Origin of the sequence: Microtetraspora niveoalba (assembly GCF_001570405.1) — a bacterium.
Taxonomy (GTDB): Bacteria; Actinomycetota; Actinomycetes; order Streptosporangiales; family Streptosporangiaceae; genus Microtetraspora; species Microtetraspora niveoalba.
In genome coordinates this window covers 23,809-40,012 of sequence record NZ_BBYM01000055.1, presented here as the reverse complement: position 1 = coordinate 40,012, position 16,204 = coordinate 23,809, and the positions used below count along the sequence as shown (strand labels likewise).

Below are 16,204 nucleotides of genomic sequence, written 5' to 3'. Positions count from 1 at the left end.
CGGCCCGCCGGACCCGCGTCGCTGGGCCGGGCTCGCCGTGCTGTCGGCGAGCCTGCTGCTCGTCGCGATGGACGTCACCGTCCTGAACGTGGCGCTGCCCGAGATCTCCGCCGACCTGCGGCCCACGTCCGTCGAGCTGCTCTGGATGGTGGACCTCTACTCGCTGATCGTGGCCGGGCTGCTGGTCACCGTCGCTGCGCTCGGCGACCGGTGGGGCCGCAAGCGGATGCTGCTGGCCGGCTTCGCGGTCTTCGGGCTGGCCTCGCCGGCGGTCCTGGCCGCGGACGGGCCGGGCGCGGTCATCGCCGTCCGCGCGCTGCTCGGCGTCGGCGGCGCCATGATCATGCCCTCCACGTTGTCGATGATCCGGCACCTGTTCACCGACCCGCGCGAGCGCGCCACCGCGATCGGGATCTGGGGAACCACGGCCGCGCTCGGCAGCGCGCTCGGCCCGATCCTCGGCGGCGCGCTGGTGGAGCACTTCACCTGGCACGCGGCGTTCCTGGTGAACGTGCCCGTCATGGTGGCGGGCCTGATCGCCGGGTGGTGGCTGCTGCCCGAGTCGCGCAGCGCCCGCCCCGAGCGCTGGGACGCCCTCGGCACCGTCCTGTCGATCGTCGGCATGGCGGCGCTCGTCTACGCGATCAAGACGCTCGGCAAGCACGGCCTCGCCGACCGCGGCGGTCTGCTCGCCGCGGCCGTCGCCGTGGTCGCGCTGACGTGGTTCGTACGGCGCTGCCTGACCCGGGAGGAGCCGCTGCTGGAGATCCGGCTGTTCCGCGGCCGCGCCTTCACCGCCGGCACGCTGACCGCGCTCATCTCCAGCGTCGCGCTCGCGGCGTCGCTGCTGCTGCTCGGCGGCGGTGGACGAGACCGGTTACGAGCTGGGCGCGACGCTCGGCGTCGCCGTGCTGGGCAGCATGGCCGCCGTCGTGTCCGCCGAAGGCGGTCACTAGGCGGGTCGTACGGGCCGCCTGCGGGCCCGGCGGTCAGCCGCCGGGTTCCTCGCGCGATCGGGGCCGGGCGCGCACGTGGATGCGCTCGCCCTGACGGCCGAAGAGGCTGAGGACCTCGACCGGCCCCTGGCCGGTGCTGCCGAACCAGTGCGGCAGCCGGGTGTCGAACTCGGCGACCTCTCCGGGGCCGAGCACCAGGTCGCGGTCGGCCAGGACCAGCCGCAGCCGCCCGGACAGGACGTACAGCCACTCGTAGCCCTCGTGGGTGGACGGCTCCGGCGTGCTCCGGGTGGCCGGGAGGACCATCTTGTAGCTCTGCAGCGGGCCGGGCTGCCGGGTCAGGGGCAGCACGACGTTGCCGTGGACCCGCCGGGGCTTGAGGCGGACGCGGGGGTCGCCGACCTCGGGCGCGCCCACCAGCTCGTCGAGGGGCACCTGGTGCGCCTGGGAGATCGGGAGCAGGAGTTCGAGGCTGGGGCGGCGCTCGCCGGACTCCAGCCGGGACAGGGTGCTCTTGGAGATGCCCGTCGCCTCGGAGAGCGCGGCCAGGGTGAGGCCGCGCTCGGTGCGCAGGCGCTTGAGGCGGGGGCCGACCTCGGCCAGGGCGGTGGCGATGGCGGATGACTGCTCCATATCCCCATTTCACCGCATATTTCCCGGAAGCGGCAACAAAGGTTGCCGAATCGTCGACGGCGGCCGCAACCTGTGCGCGGAGGTGATCGCCATGAGCGACATGAAGACCGCGGCGCCGAGCCGTGAACCGTACGACGTGGTGGTGGTGGGAGGGGGCGCGGCCGGGCTGAGCGCCGCGCTGGTGCTGGGCCGGGCCCGCCGCCGGGTGGCGGTGGTGGACGCGGGTGCCCCGCGCAACGCCCCGGCCGCGCACATGCACGGTTTCCTGTCCCGCGACGGGATGTCCCCGGCGGCCCTGCTGGAGGTGGGCCGGGCCGAGGTCGCCGGGTACGGCGTGGACCTGGTCGAGGGCCGGGTGGATCACATCGAGCCCGGCTTCCTCGTGCGGCTGGCCGGCGGCCCGGCGCTCCGGGCCCGGCGGGTGCTGGTGTCCACCGGGCTGCGCGACGAGCTGCCCGCGATCCCCGGTGTACGTGAGCGGTGGGGCAGGGACGTGCTGCACTGCCCGTACTGCCACGGCTACGAGGTCCGGGACGAGCCGATCGGGATCCTGGGCACCGATCCGATGGCGGCGCGGCACGCGCTGCTGGTGCGGAAGTGGTCGGCCGACATCGTCCTCTTCTCGCACACCCTGGACCTGTCGGACGACGAGCGCGAACGGCTGGCCGCGCACGGTGTGCGCGTCGCCGACGGCGTGGTCAAGCGGCTGGTCGTCGAGGACGACCGGCTGCGCGGGGTGGAGCTCGCCGGAGGCGCGGTGGTGCCCCGCGTCGCGGTGTTCGTGCTGCCGCGCATGGTGCCGAACGACGGCCTGCTGACCGGGCTCGGCTGCGAACGGGACGCCAACGGCTGGGTGACCACCGACGACTCGGGCCGCACCAGCGTGCCCGGGGTGTGGGCGGTGGGCAACGTCGCCGACCAGCGGGCGCAGGTGATCACCGCCGCGGCCAGGGGCGCGACGGCCGCGATCGCGGCCGACCACGACCTGCTGGACGAGGACCTCGCGCGGGACTCCGGGGATCGCCGCGCGGCCTGACCGGGCGGGCCGCCGCGGGTTCGCGGGGAACACGGTGGTCACCTAGGCTGACGGGCATGGCGGAGATCTTCGTCCCGGACGGGTCGTGGACGTTCGACGGTGAGATCCTCAGGATCGTGCCGGGCGGGGACAGGAGCGTCCACGAGCTGCGCAAACTGCTCGGCGAGCTGACCATCCCCCTCGCCGCCGTCGGCGGGGTGTCCTTCGAGCCCTCGCGCAAGGGCGGCAGCCTGCAGCTCCGGCTGCGTCCGGGAGCCGACCCGCTGGCCGACACGGCCGCCGGTCGGCTTCTCGGGTCCGCCGACCCCTACCGGCTGGCCGTCCCCAAGGGGCGCACCGGCGCCGCCGAGTACCTCTGCGACGAGGTGCGCGCCTGCCTCGGCCTGGAGGGAGCGCCGGGCGGCCCGTGCGCGTCCTTCCTGCTGCCCGGGCCCGCCGTGCCGGTGTCCGCCTCGGCGGGCGACGGCACGGTGAGCTTCGACGGCCACACCGTCCGCCTGGACTGGACCGTGTTCGCCAAGTCGGCCAAACAGGCGGCGGGCCCGCAGACCCTCCCGCTCGCGAAGCTGACCGGGGTGGAGTGGGTCCCGCAGTCGGGCCTGAACTACGGCCGCCTCCGCTTCCACGTGGAGGGCGCCCTCGTCAAGGCCCCGGAGGAGGACCCGCTCTGCGTGTCCTGGGGCATGCAGCGGTACGGCGGCGCCACCGTCCTGGTCGCCGCCGCCGTCCTCGCCCGGCTGCCGTCCCGGCGCGAGCTGCCGGAAGCGGCCCCGGCACCCGACCCGGCACCCGCGGCGTCCGACGACCGGGAGGCGCTGCTGCGCCGCGTGGCGGAGCTGGAGGACCAGGACGCCGTGCTCCGCCGCCTCGGCGAGCTGGGCGAGCTGCACCGCTCGGGGGTGCTCACCGAGGAGGAGTTCAGCGCCGCCAAGCAGGCGATGCTGCGCCGCCTCGGCGATCGCTGACCTCTGACCGGCGAACGAGCACTCCGCCGCCCGGCTCACCCGGGATCCGGTGAAATTTTCTTTTACGACACCTTTACGTCTTGAAACTTGTAACCAGAACACGATTGAGTGCCCCATGTGTCACATCGTCACCACCCCCGCTTACTGGCCGCGGCCCTCCTCGCCCCGCTGCTCGCGTTCAGCGCGACCGGGCCCGCCCAGGCCGCCCCCCAGACACCGCACCCCTCCCCGTCCCTCGCCGAGGACGCGCCGCCCGCGTCGTCCTACCAGGCCCCCTCCACGCTGCTCGTCACCCCCGGCACGCAGCGGCTGGAGACCGCGAAGCAGACCCGGCCCGTCGCGCCCGGCGTCACGCTGACCTCGTTCGACCGCTACGACGCCGCGGGCTGGCTGCGCGCCGACGCGATCACCGCCGACCTCACCGGCGGCGCGAGCGTCGGCTACGTCTTCTCCGGTGAGGTGTCGAAGACCGAGCCCCTGTCCGGGCCGGTGAAGCGCTCCCGCGCCGTCGCCGCCGTCAACGGCGACTTCTTCGACATCAACAACTCGGGCGCGGCCCAGGGCGTCGGCGTACGCGACGGCGAGCTCGTCCAGTCCCCCGTCGCCGGCCACGACAACGCCGTCGCGGTCACCCCCGAGGGCGTCGGGCGCGTGCTGCAGATGCGTTTCGACGGCACCGCCACCCCCGAGGGCGGCGCCCCGATCCCCCTGACCCAGTTCAACCAGCTCGTCCAGGCCGGAGGCGTCGGCCTGTTCACCCCGCTGTGGGGCTCCTACGACCGCGGCCGCGCGGTCGACGGCGCCGCCTCCGTCACCGAGGTCGTGCTCCGCGACGGCGCCGTCACCGAGGTGCGCCCCGCCGCCGGCGGCGGCCCCATCCCGGCCGGCACCGCGATCCTCCTCGGCCGCGACGCCGGGGCGGCGGCCCTGGCCCGCCTGAAGCCGGGCGACCGCGTCGACGTGCGCTACCAGCCGAAGGCGTCCGACGGCGGGGCCGTCGCGACCGCCGTCGGCGGCGGGGCGATCCTGGTCAAGGACGGCGTCGCCCAGGTCTCCACCGACAACGCCGCCCACCCCCGCACCGCCGTCGGCTTCTCCGCCGACGGCCGCAAGATGTACATGCTGACCGTGGACGGCCGCCAAGCCGACAGCCGTGGCGTCACCCTCACCGAGCTCGGGGCCATGATGGCCGAGCTGGGCGCGCACGACGCGATCAACCTCGACGGCGGCGGCTCCTCCACGATGCTCGCCCGCGAGCCCGGCTCCGCCGACGCTCAGGTGGAGAACAGCCCCTCCGACGGCGAGGAGCGGCACGTGCCCAACGGCCTGGCCCTCTACGCGCCGGCCGGCAGCGGCAGACTCAAGGGGTTCTGGGTGGAGACGGCCGCCGACCCCGTGAAGGCGCCCGGCACCGGCCCGACCGCGGGCGGGCGCACCGACCGCGTCTTCCCCGGCCTCACCCGCAGGCTCACCGCCGCCGGCCACGACGAGACGTACGGCCCGGTGGACGGCGCCCCGTCGTGGCGGGCCACCCCCGCGGCGCACGGGCGGGTCGGCCGCGACGGCGTCTTCCACGCCCTGGTGCCCGGCCGTACGACCGTCACCGCCTCGCGCGGCGGCGCCAAGGGCGAGATCGAGCTCACCGTCCTGCAGCCCCTCACGCGGCTCGGCGCGACGACCGACCGGGTCGGCCTCGCCGGCGCGGACGCCTCCGGTGTCTTCGGCGTCGTCGGGTACGACCGCAACGGCAACTCCGCGCCCATCGAGCCCGCCGACCTGCGCCTCGACTACGACACCGCCCTGTTCGACGTCGCCCCCGCCGAGCACGGCCTGTTCACCGTGAAGGCGAAGAAGGCGACCGGGTCGGGCCTGATCACCCTTTCCGCCGGCAAGGTCCGCACCTCGGTGCCCGTGACGGTCGGCTACCAGGACGTCTCCGTCGCCGACTTCGAGGACGCCGCGTCGTGGACGTTCGCCGCGGCGCGCGCCACCGGGTCGCTGTCGGCGGCGCCCGGCCAGAGCGGCGGCGGGCTGCGGCTCGCGTACGACTTCACCCAGTCGACGGCGACGCGGGCGGCCTACGCCAACCCGCCACGGCAGATCACCGTAGAGGGGCAGCCGCAGGCGTTCGGCATGTGGATCCACTCCGCGGGCAACGGGGAGTGGCCGAGCCTGGAGTTCTACGACTCCCAGGGCCAGTCGCAGATCCTGCGCGGCCCCTACCTCACCTGGACCGGCTGGAAGTACGTCGAGTTCGCCGTCCCGCCCGGCGTGAGCTACCCCCTGAAGCTCCGGCGCTTCTACGTCGCCGAGACCAGGGCCGACCAGAAGTACGACGGCGAGATCGTCGTCGACGGGCTCGTCGCCAAGGTGCCGCCGCCGGTGGAGGCGCCGGGCGCGCCCGGGACGGCCGACCCGGTCGTCCGCGGCGGAGCCGAGGTGGCCGGGATGCCGTGGCGGTTCGCGGTCATGTCCGACGGGCAGTTCGTGGCGCGCGACCCCGGCAGCGACATCGTCGCCAACGTCCGCCGCACCCTGCGGGAGATCAAGGCGGCCGGGCCCGACTTCCTCGTGATCAACGGCGACCTGGTCGACGAGGCGTCCCCAGCGGACTTCGCGCTGGCCAGGCGGATCCTGGACGAGGAGCTCGGAGGCGAGCTGCCGTTCCACTACGTGCCCGGCAACCACGAGGTGATGGGCGGTGACATCGGCAACTTCAAGGCGGTCTTCGGCGACACCCACGGCGTCTTCGACCACAAGGGCACCCGGTTCATCACGCTCGACACCTCGCGCCTGAACCTGCGCGGCGGCGGGTTCGAGCAGGTCGCCATGCTCCGCGAGCGGCTCGACGCGGCCGCCGCCGATCCCTCGATCGGCTCGGTGGCCGTGCTGTTCCACGTGCCGCCGCGCGACCCGACCCCGGGCAAGGGCAGCCAGCTCGGCGACCGCAAGGAGGCCGCGCTGGTCGAGGAATGGCTGGCCGACTTCCAGCGCACGACCGGCAAGGGAGCCGCCTTCATCGGCGGTCACGTCGGGACCTTCCACGCCTCGCGCGTCGACGCCGTGCCGTACTTCATCAACGGCAACTCCGGCAAGAACCCGGCCACGGCCGCGGACGACGGAGGGTTCACCGGCTGGTCGTTGTGGGGCGTCGACCCGGTGACGCCGAAGGAGGCCGAGCGCGTCCGGCGCGACTGGTTCGTGGACGCGCCGACGTGGATCGGCACGCAGGTCCGCCCGCACGTCGACGAGCTGACCCTCACCGCGCCCTCCTCGGTGAAGGTCGGCGAGCCCGGCCGCGTGTCGGCCTCCCTCACCCAGGACGGCCGTACGGTGCCCGTCGCCCATCCCGTCTCGGCGGACTGGTCCGGCTCCCCGAACCTGTACGTCGGCGACCGCGCCGGCGCCAAGCCCTGGCACGTCGCGGTGCTCGACCCGGAGACCGGCGCCCTCACGGCGCTGCGCCCGGGGCAGGTCGTCGTCGCGGTCACGGTGAACGGCGTCACCCGGCAGGCGACCGTCGCGCTGGCCGCCAGGTCGGCCGCCTGACGCCAGGTCGGCCGCCTGACCCACGCCGGCAGGACGGGCCCTCTCACGGCGCGAGAGGGCCCGTCCCGTTTCCGGGTTCTCCCCACGAACCCTCCAGCACGGCGACCGCTCCCGCGCGGCCCGTCCCACTGACCGGGAGCCCCGTTGCGACCGCACCAGCACGCCGACCTCGGGCCACCCGCGGCGGATCTCCAGCGCCGCCCGCAGCCCCTCGTCCTGGTCCGAGTGATCATGAGGTTCTCGACGCCAAATGATCAGAGAAGACCGTGCCTGCCCGCAGCATCCCCGATCTCCCCTGCCGTGAGCCGACTCGCCGACCTGACCGAGGACGTGTCCACGCCCCCTGCGATGGACCGCGTGAGCCTGCTCGATCACCTCGCCCTGATTCCCGATCCCCGCCGTCGCCGTGGAATCCTGCACCCATGGTGCTCGCTGACGCCACCCCGGCTGTCCGCGCCGTGCGGCCGGCGGGGACCGGCTCGGTCATCGAACGGCGTAGGCCCGCGTGATCGTCTGGATGACGCTGTCACCGGCGGCGTCCGTCACCGTGGCACGCAGCGAGACGAAGCCCGGCGTGCCGGGGTTGGCCAGCAGCGCCATCCATCCCGACCCGGCGGGGATCACCGGCACCGCGCGCCAGCCGGCGCCGTCGTCGGTGGACACCTCCAGCTTGACGGACCGCACCGCGGCCTCCGCCGCTCCCGGATTCCGCTCGATCCGGATCGGCAACCGGGTCACAGACCCCCGCCTGGCGCGGTTGAGGTCGTCGAGCCCCTCCGGCGCGTAGCGCACCGTCATCAGCGGCAGCGGCTGCGGCTTCTCCGTGGTCGCGGAGCGGAAGGTCCAGACCGCGTCCACCGCTGTGGACAGCGCCGCGTACGGCACCTGCCTGCCTGCCGACGCGTGGAGCGTGTACGTCCCCTTCTCTGCCGGAAGTTCCGCCGACAGGAGGCACTGCGGTGTCTCCCAGCGGTCGCAGCCGGCCAGGTCGGTCTTGGCGATCACCTCACCGCCTCTGGCCAGGGTGAGCGTTCCTGTGGCCGCGCCGTCACCGCCGGTCCGTCCGGGCGTGCCGTCCGCGAAGAGCTGGTTGGCCGGGAAGCGGAGCTCGTCGCCGGTACGACTGCCGCCGGGAGTGGCGAAGGCCGGTCCGGTCACCGCGGTGTTCCACGTCTCCCGGACGGGTCCTCGATCCAGCTGTCTTCCGGTGTCGCGCACCCACGACGTGCCGGTCGTGACCTCCGTGTCCCAGAAGAAGCCCGGGGTCCGGTAGTTGGTGACGGTGCTGGGCAATCCGACCACGTGGGTTGGGGACTTCCAGGCCCAGTCGAGCCCGGGGAGACGGGGGCCCGTCCAGACGGATCCCGTAGCCGCCACGCCGGAGGCCCGGTAGGCCGCGGTCACCTTCACCAGATCACGCGTCCGCGCGGTGTAGGAGGGGTCGTCCGGAATACCGTCCTTGTGGTATTCGACCAGGTCATAGCGGTACGGGCTCGGGGTCGCGTCCTTCTTGTGCCACACCTGGTTGGCCAGGTAGCGGAGGCCGGGCTGCCGTACGGGCAGTACGAAATGCTCGTACTGGGGAGAGTCGAAGCCGGACCACCCGAAGTACCACGAACCATTGGCGAGAGTGACCTGGAGTGAGGGCTCAGGCGCGGCGGTCGGCTCGTCGATCGCGAATTCGATCTTCTTGGCCTGACGCGCGTCCAGCACCACGTTCTGGTCGGTCTTGCCCACCGTCACCGGAATATGGGCCATCGTCTCCGCGCTCTCCTCATACAGGTCGGCGTAGAGGTTCCACGTGCCGACCGGTAGCCGGATCTTGGTCACTCCGTCCTTGAGGAACAGCTGGTATGTGGCGCCCGTCTCCAGGCTGTAGATCTCACCGAGGCCGGCGGCGGGTTGGCCGTTCCTGCCGGTGCCGGTGACCGTGACATCGTAGGATTCCGGCTCGACGTAGGCGCCGGCCAGTGTCCGGACCACCGTGTCGCCGGACTTGGCCATGATCACCCCGGCGTAGTCGCCTGGGGCCTTCTGCTCGGCGTTGATGGTCACCGTGACCGACGCTTCTCCCTTCGCCGGCACCTCCAGCCGGGCGGACGACAGGGACAGCATGTCCTCGTCGGCGGCCAGGTCGAGGGTGACGGGAGAGTCACCGGAGTTGGCGTAGGTGATCGTCCTGGTCGCCTCCTTCTTGCCGGAATCCCTCCAGGGGAAGGCCGCCGAGACGTTGCCCGAAACGGCCACGACCTGCTGCGCCAACGCGCGGGCCACATCCACCCGGCCCGCACCCTGGTCGTACGGCCCGGCGTCCGCGGTGGGGGTGGCGGAGCCGATCAGCGCCGCCTTGAGCCGCGTACCGTTCCAGTCCGGGTGGCGCTGGGCGAGGATCGCCGCCGCTCCGGCCACATGGGGGGCGGCCATCGATGTGCCGCTATGGGAGACATAAGGGCCGTCCGCCGTGCCGGCCGCCGCGGCGGCCATGATGTCCACACCGGGGGCGGTCACGTCCGGCTTGATCGCGTGGTCGCCCTGGCGGGGACCGCGGCTGGAGAACTCGGCCATCCGGTCGGACTTGTCCACCGCGCCGACGGTCAGCGCGGCGTCCGCGCTCCCCGGGCTACTGATCGTTTGGCGATTCGAGCCGTTGTTGCCGGCGGCGACGACGAACAGCGCACCGGTCCGCTCCGACAGCGTGTTCACCGCCTGCTCGACCGGGTCGAGATCCGGCGTGTCCGGGGCGCCGATGCTCATGTTGACGATCTTGGCCTTGGCCTCGACCGCGGCCCACTCCATGCCCGCCAGCAGCGCCGAATCGGTTATGTACTCTTCGCCGACCTTGCCGACCGCGATTTTGGCGCCCGGCGCCACACCCCGGTACCTCTCCCCGGCACCGGCGATGGTGGAGGCGACGTGCGTGCCGTGGCCGACGTTGTCGCGGATATCCGGGGCGTCGCTGAAGTTCCGCGACTGGGTGACCACCTGCTTCAGGTCCGGGTGGTCGGGGTCGTAGCCGCTGTCGAGCACGGCCACCGTGACACCCTCGCCGGTCACGCCCTGCTTCCACGCCTCGGGCGCGCCGATCTGCGGGACACTGCGGTCCAGGGTGAACTCGCGGCGCCCGTCGAGCCAGAGCCGGGACTTCCCGGCGGCCAGCGCCCGCGGCCCGTTGACGAGGTCCTTCCACGTCCTGGCCGTATCGGCCTTCGGGACGCGCAACGCCCCCATGCCGAGGGCGTCCAGCCGTATGGTCTGCCGTGCCGCCTGCGGTGCGGCGGGCGTGACTCCCTCGGCCGACTGGCTGATCAGCGGGATGTCGGCCCGGTCGGCGTCGCCGTAACGCCACTGCAGCAGCTGGGTGACGTCGAACAGCCGTTCATCCAGGACCCCCTGAGCGACCAGCGGCATCGCGTCGGAGGGGAACACGTACAGGTGCCCGTCGCGCTGGCGGGTGTGGTAGGAGACCTGCCGGCCCGGCCCCGGCTCCACCCGGTGGCCCCGGTCGGTCACCACGACCCGGTCGCCGGTGATCAGTGTGATGGCGCCCTCCGATGCGCCGTCATCGTGTCGGGCATCCCCCCGGCCGGGCGATGGTGGTGCCTGAAGCGTGGTCATGCCGACCGATCCGGCCAGGACGGCGGCGATCAGTCCGCTGCCTAAGTTCATGCCTTCCTCTCCGTTCCACAAGACGATCTATCTCTCTTTTACTTTTGGACGGAGCGAAAGTTCGCGTTACGCCGTCAAGCCCGGCGAAGCGGGCTTCGCGAGGGCCGCAAGCCCCTGCGGGCGAGGTGACCGACTCGGCCAAGGCTCGCGGACACCCCACATGACGCCCGGGCAGCCGGTGATTGATTCACCGTCTGCGCCACCAGCGCGACGAGATACGCGGCCTCCCCGCGGGCGCGTCATGCGTACGGCCACGGCCGCCGGGGACCGTTCCACGCGAACGGCCCCGTGCCGAACGGCCCAGCTAGGCGACCGTCCGGGGGCGCGGCGCCCTCCCGGGACCGGACCGGAATCCCGCCGAAGGGACAACCGAATCCGTCGCGATCATGCCGATCTTCCACGAAAACCACTATTCATCTCCCGGTCGACACATGCTTACCATGCCGATCATCCGACTTCCGGTTCGAAATCCGGATGTGTCGGCATGTGAGCGTGGAGGTGGCCCGTGGCCAGGTTCAGCGATCGTGACCTCGGAATGCACAGGAAGATCACCCGGCGGGACTTCCTCGACGGCGTCGCCGTCGGCGCCGCCGGACTGGCCGCCGCGGCGGCCTTCCCCGGTGCCGCCCAGGCGGCCACCCCGGCCGCGGCGGGCGCGGCGGCCGGCGGCCCCGGCTCTCCCCAGCCCCCGGCCCTGACCGGCCTGCGGGGCCAGCAGCCGGGATCCTTCGACGTGGCCCACGCCGTCCGCGACGGCCGCTTCGAGCCGGGACGGGTGACCGACACCGGCGAGTCCTACGACCTGGTGGTGGTCGGCGGCGGCATCAGCGGCCTGGCCGCCGCCTGGTTCTACCGGAAAGCCGCGGGCCGCAAGGCCCGCATCCTCATCCTGGACGCCCTGGACGACTTCGGCGGGCACGCCCGCCGCAACGAGTTCCAGGTCGGACGGCACCTGCTGCTGTCCAACGGCGGCACCGTCTACATGGACACGCCCAGCTCCTGGTCCCCTCAGGCGCTCGGCCTGATCACCCAGGACCTCGGCGTCGACCTGCCCCGGCTGCTGTCCACCGTCCACGACGACGCGTACGGACGGTACGGGCTGCGCTCGGCCACGCTGTTCGACCAGGAGCGCTGGGGCAGGGACCTGCTGGTGGCGCGCGAGCCCGGCGAGTCCTGGGAGTCGTACGCGGCCAGGATGCCCCTGGGCGAGGCGAGCAGGGCCGCGCTCGTTCGCCTCTACACCACCAAGGAGGACTTCTACCCCGGGCTGACCGACGCGCAGAAGAAGGAGATCCTCGCCCGCACGCCGTACGAGAGCTATCTGCGCGAGAAGATCGGGATGGACGACGACGCGCTCGCCGTCATGCGGCGCGGCACCAACGGCCTGTGGGGGGTGAACGTCGACCGGGTCGCCTCCGCCGACGCCTGGGCCGCCGGGCAGCCGGGCTTCGGCGGGCTTGGCCTGGAGCACACGCCGTGGCCCGGCGCCGGGTTCACGCCGCTGCAGATCCTCAAGGAGACCGAGCAGGACGGATACTTCTACTTCCCCGACGGGAACGCCTCGATCGCGCGGCTGCTGGTCAGCAGGCTGGTCCCGCACGCGTTCCCGGGCCGCGAGCCGGGCTGGCAGGACATCCCCACCGCGAGGACCCGCTACGACCGCCTCGACCACCCCGGCTCCACGGTCCGCGTCCGCCTGTCCAGCACCGTCTTCGACGTACGCAACGAGGGCGGCGGCGTGTCGGTGTCCTACTCGAACGGGGGCCGCAGCCTGCGGGTCCGGGCCAAGGGTGTGGTGATGGCCTGCTGGAACTCGGTGTCCTCCTACGTGGTCCCCGAGCTGCCGCCCGAGCAGGTCGCCGCGATGCGCTACGGCGCCAAGGTGCCCCTCGTCTACGCCCGGGTCGCCCTGCGCGACTGGCGGGCCTTCGCGCACGCCCGGGTCTCACGGGTGAGCACGCCGACGATGTACTGGAACAGCTTCGGGCTGCCGACCGTGACCGGGATCGGCGACTTCGAGATGCCGCACTCCCCCGAGCTGCCGACCGTCGTCTCGTTGTCGGCCACGCCCAACCAGCCCGGCCTCACCTGCCGCGAGCAGCACAGGGCGGGCAGGCGCGCGCTGATCAGGACGCCGTTCGAGGACTTCGAGCGTGAGATCCGGGACGCGATGACCCGGGCGCTGGGCGAGCACGGCTTCGACCCGGGCAGGGACATCGCCGGCATAACGGTCAACCGATGGGCGCACGGCTACGCCTACGAGTACAACTCGCTGGACGACCCGGCGATCTTCGAGCCGGAGGAGCGCCGGCCGTACGCGCTGGCCCGCCGCCCGGTCGGCCGCATCGCCATCGCCAACTCCGACTCCCAGGCGTTCGCCTACACCCACTCCGCCATCGACGCCGCGTACCGCGCGGTGGAGCATCTGGCCTGACCGGTCCGCACCTCGGGTTCAGCGGCTCACGCGGTCGCCGGGCGACGCCGGGACGGCCGTCGCCCGGCGGTGGCGGCGCCAGTAGGAGTACGTCACCGCGAGCAGCAGCGGACTCCAGCCGAGCAGCGGGAGATAGCAGGCGATCAGCAGGGCGTGGCCGGCGGTCGTCATCTCGTCGGCCAGCATGCCCTGGAACTGGCCGCGCAGCGCCCACGCGCAGATCAGCGCGATGAGCGCGGCCCCGACGCACGCGGGGACGATCGCGGCCGCCGGTCGCACGCGCCTGCCGCCGATGAGGGGGATCCAGCGCGGCGCGACCTCGCCCCACGGACGGACCAGGCCGAGGGTCATCAGCGCGGCCAGCTCGCTGACCACGCTCAACGCGAGGATGTAGGCCGTCTCGCCGGGCGGCACCTGACCGTTGAATCCGATGGGCACGCCGGCCACCAGCGCCACCCGCCACAACCCCGAGGGAAGCGCCAGCAGCGGCACGGTGTGCGCGGCCACGACGGCCCACCGTGGCGGTGGCGGGACGACGGCCTCGACCGGGGGGCGGGTGGTCTTCAGGTGCGTGGTCATGCGGCCAGCCTCGCCGTCGCCGCCCGGCCGGGCTTCCCGCCCCCGAGGGAACGGCCTCCCCCTTCCGGGGGAGGGCGCGGCCCCGGCGGATCCGCCCCCGGCGCCCAGGCGGCGCGGGACCGCCTCCCCGCACACGTACGAGCACGGGAACGCCTCCCGGACGGGCACGCGCACGGGCCGGGAGGCGTTCCACCGGGGTCGGCGTCAGGCGCGGGCCTTCTCCGGGACGGGCTCGGAGGTGGTGAGGTGGTGGCGCAGGCGCTCGCCCTCCACGTCGAGGTTGGGCAGCGCCCGGTCCAGGGGCCGGGGCAACCACCAGGCGGCGCGGCCGAGCATGGACATCACGGCGGGCACGAGCGTCATGCGGACCACGAAGGCGTCCACGAGCACGCCGACGGCCAGCGCGAAGCCCATGGACTTGATGATCGGATCCTCCATGAAGACGAACCCGCCGAAAACGGCCGTCATGATCAGCGCGGCGGCGGTGACGACCCGGGCGTTGTGCCCCATGCCGTTGATCGTGGCCTGGCGGGCGGTGTCGCCGTGCACGAAGTCCTCGCGCATCCGCGAGACCAGGAACACCTCATAGTCCATCGCCAGCCCGAACAGGATGCCGATCAGCAGGATCGGCAGGAAGCTGACCAGCGGCCCCGGCACCTCCAGGCCGACCAGGTCGGCGAGGTGCCCCTGCTGGAAGATCGCCACCGTGATGCCGAAGGTCGAGCCGACGGTGAGCAGGAAGCCCAGCGCCGCCTTGACCGGCACCAGGATCGAGCGGAAGACCAGCATCAGCAGCAGCACCGACAGGCCGACGACCAGCAGCAGGTACACCGGCATGGCGTCGGCGAGCTTGTCGGACACGTCGATGCCCACGGCCGTCGCGCCGGTCACGGCGATCTCGGCGTCGTCGATGGCGGCGACCTTGGCGCGGATGGCGTGGACGGCGTTCTCGGTGGCCGCGGCGGTGGGCCCGGCCTTCGGGATGATGGTCAGCAGCGCGGTGGTGCCCGCGGCGTTGGGCTGCGGCGGGGCCACGGCCAGCACGCCCTCGGTCTGCTGGATCAGCTGGGCGGCCCGCCCGGCGGCCGCCGTGGTGGTCTGGGCGTCGGCGGCGGAGACGACGGCGATCAGGCGGGCGTTGAAGCCCTCGCCGAACCCTTCGCTGGTCAGGTCGTACGCCTCGCGGGCGGGCGAGCCCGGAGCCGCGGTCCCGGCGTCCGGCAGGGCCAGCCGCAGGTCCTGGGCGGGCAGCGTGAGCGCGCCGAGGCCGACGATCCCGGCCAGCAGGATCGGCACCCGCAGCCGGGTGACGGCGCGTCCCCACACGTATCCGAACCCCTCGCGGCCGGCGCCCGCGCCCCGGCCGGTGCGCTGCGCGCGCGGGAGCACGCGGGCGCCGGCGTACGACAGGAAGGCGGGCAGCAGGGTGAGGGCGACCAGGACGGCGATGGCCACGGTGCCGGCCGCGGCGAGGCCCATGGCGCTCAGGAAGGGGATGCCGACGATCGACAGGCCGGCGAGCGCGATGACCACGGTGGCGCCGGCGAACACGACCGCCGACCCGGCGGTGCCGGTCGCCCGGCCCGCGGCCTCCGCGGGCTCCATGCCCTCGGCCAGGAACTGGCGGTAGCGGGACGTGATGAACAGCGAGTAGTCGATGCCGACGGCCAGGCCCAGCATCAGCGCCAGCACCGGAGTGACGGAGGTCAGCTCGACGACGCCGCTGAGCGCGTACAGGCCGGCCATGCCGACGCCGACGCCGATCAGCGCGTTCAGGAGTGTCATGCCGGCGGCCACCAGCGAGCCGAAGGTGACGATCAGCACGACCGCGGCGATCACGACGCCGATCCCCTCCGACCCGCCCACCTCGGGCGCGGTGGTCAGGATCTCGCCGCCGTGCTCCACCCGCAGCGCGGTCACCGAGGAGCCGGCCTTCAGGTACGCGTCGCGCTGGGCGTCGGTGATGTCCTTGAGCGCGTGCTGGAACTGCACCTGGACGAGGGCGTAGCGGCCGTCGGGTGAGACCGCGCCGGACTGGAACGGGTCGAGCGCGGCGACGACGCCGGGGACGGCGGCCGCCTCCTTCACCACGGGGGCGAGGCTCGCGGCGTCCAGCTTCCCGCCCTGCGGGGCGGCGACGACGATGGTGCCGGTGGCACCGCTGGCCTGCGGGAACTCCTTGGCGAGGGAGTCGAGCGCCCGCTGCGACTCGGTGCCGGGCATGACGAACTTGTCGGTGGTGGAACCGCTGAAGGCGGCGACCGCGCCGCCCAGCACCGCCAGCAGAAGCAGCCATACGGCGGCCACGCGCCCTCGTCTGCGGAAGGAGAACCGGCCCAGCCGGTACAGCAACGTTGCCATCAGAAGTCAGGGTCTCTTTCTCGAA

At 73.1% G+C, this 16,204-nt stretch carries 9 protein-coding genes; 5 read left to right on the top strand and 4 right to left on the bottom strand.

What is annotated here, in order from left to right; genetic code table 11:
* Positions 1 to 1,066, top strand: a 1,066-nt coding sequence (locus AWQ70_RS35710) for an MFS transporter (protein WP_157530855.1), incomplete at its 5' end; no start/stop codon positions are given.
* On the opposite strand, the gene AWQ70_RS35705 is transcribed toward AWQ70_RS35710, so the two are convergent.
* Positions 990 to 1,589, bottom strand: coding sequence for a helix-turn-helix domain-containing protein (locus AWQ70_RS35705; RefSeq protein ID WP_067186393.1), 600 nt, complete (start codon positions 1,587 to 1,589; stop codon positions 990 to 992). The genes AWQ70_RS35710 and AWQ70_RS35705 overlap by 77 nt on opposite strands.
* A 91-nt stretch (positions 1,590 to 1,680) precedes the next feature.
* Here AWQ70_RS35705 and AWQ70_RS35700 point away from each other — a divergent pair, with 91 nt between their 5' ends.
* The 3 genes from AWQ70_RS35700 to AWQ70_RS35690 all read left to right on the top strand — a co-directional run bounded on the left by AWQ70_RS35700 (position 1,681) and on the right by AWQ70_RS35690 (position 7,139).
* Positions 1,681 to 2,625, top strand: coding sequence for an NAD(P)/FAD-dependent oxidoreductase (locus AWQ70_RS35700; protein ID WP_084518176.1), 945 nt, complete (start codon positions 1,681 to 1,683; stop codon positions 2,623 to 2,625).
* A gap of 56 nt (positions 2,626 to 2,681) precedes the next feature.
* Positions 2,682 to 3,590 (top strand): DUF4429 domain-containing protein, encoded by a 909-nt coding sequence (locus AWQ70_RS35695; RefSeq protein WP_067186391.1) that lies wholly within the window; start codon positions 2,682 to 2,684, stop codon positions 3,588 to 3,590.
* A 117-nt stretch (positions 3,591 to 3,707) separates the two neighbouring features.
* Positions 3,708 to 7,139, top strand: a complete 3,432-nt coding sequence (locus AWQ70_RS35690) for a phosphodiester glycosidase family protein (RefSeq protein ID WP_067186388.1) — start codon at positions 3,708 to 3,710, stop codon at positions 7,137 to 7,139.
* A 483-nt stretch (positions 7,140 to 7,622) separates the two neighbouring features.
* On the opposite strand, the gene AWQ70_RS35685 is transcribed toward AWQ70_RS35690, so the two are convergent.
* On the bottom strand, positions 7,623 to 10,805 hold the full coding sequence (locus AWQ70_RS35685; RefSeq protein ID WP_084518175.1) for a S8 family serine peptidase: 3,183 nt from the start codon (positions 10,803 to 10,805) through the stop codon (positions 7,623 to 7,625).
* Between the two features lie 505 nt (positions 10,806 to 11,310).
* Between AWQ70_RS35685 and AWQ70_RS35680 the strand changes: the two genes are divergently transcribed.
* Positions 11,311 to 13,239, top strand: a complete 1,929-nt coding sequence (locus tag AWQ70_RS35680; RefSeq protein WP_084518174.1) for an NAD(P)-binding protein — start codon at positions 11,311 to 11,313, stop codon at positions 13,237 to 13,239.
* Positions 13,240 to 13,257: 18 nt separating this feature from the next.
* Here AWQ70_RS35680 and AWQ70_RS35675 read toward each other — a convergent pair whose 3' ends face one another.
* Both AWQ70_RS35675 and AWQ70_RS35670 read right to left on the bottom strand, forming a co-directional pair.
* Positions 13,258 to 13,818, bottom strand: a complete 561-nt coding sequence (locus AWQ70_RS35675; RefSeq protein ID WP_067186386.1) for a hypothetical protein — start codon at positions 13,816 to 13,818, stop codon at positions 13,258 to 13,260.
* Between the two features lie 204 nt (positions 13,819 to 14,022).
* A complete protein-coding gene (locus tag AWQ70_RS35670) occupies positions 14,023 to 16,179 on the bottom strand; it encodes an MMPL family transporter (protein WP_067186384.1) in 2,157 nt (718 codons plus the stop codon).
* Positions 16,180 to 16,204: the final 25 nt, after the last annotated feature.

Bases quoted from the DNA above. Each gene is read 5' to 3' on its own strand.
- AWQ70_RS35700 (WP_084518176.1), top strand. From the start codon at position 1,681: ATGAGCGACATGAAGACCGCGGCGCCGAGCCGTGAACCGTACGACGTG.
- AWQ70_RS35705 (WP_067186393.1), bottom strand. From the start codon at position 1,589: ATGGAGCAGTCATCCGCCATCGCCACCGCCCTGGCCGAGGTCGGCCCC.
- AWQ70_RS35675 (WP_067186386.1), bottom strand. From the start codon at position 13,818: ATGACCACGCACCTGAAGACCACCCGCCCCCCGGTCGAGGCCGTCGTC.
- AWQ70_RS35685 (WP_084518175.1), bottom strand. From the start codon at position 10,805: ATGAACTTAGGCAGCGGACTGATCGCCGCCGTCCTGGCCGGATCGGTC.
- AWQ70_RS35695 (WP_067186391.1), top strand. From the start codon at position 2,682: ATGGCGGAGATCTTCGTCCCGGACGGGTCGTGGACGTTCGACGGTGAG.
- AWQ70_RS35670 (WP_067186384.1), bottom strand. From the start codon at position 16,179: ATGGCAACGTTGCTGTACCGGCTGGGCCGGTTCTCCTTCCGCAGACGA.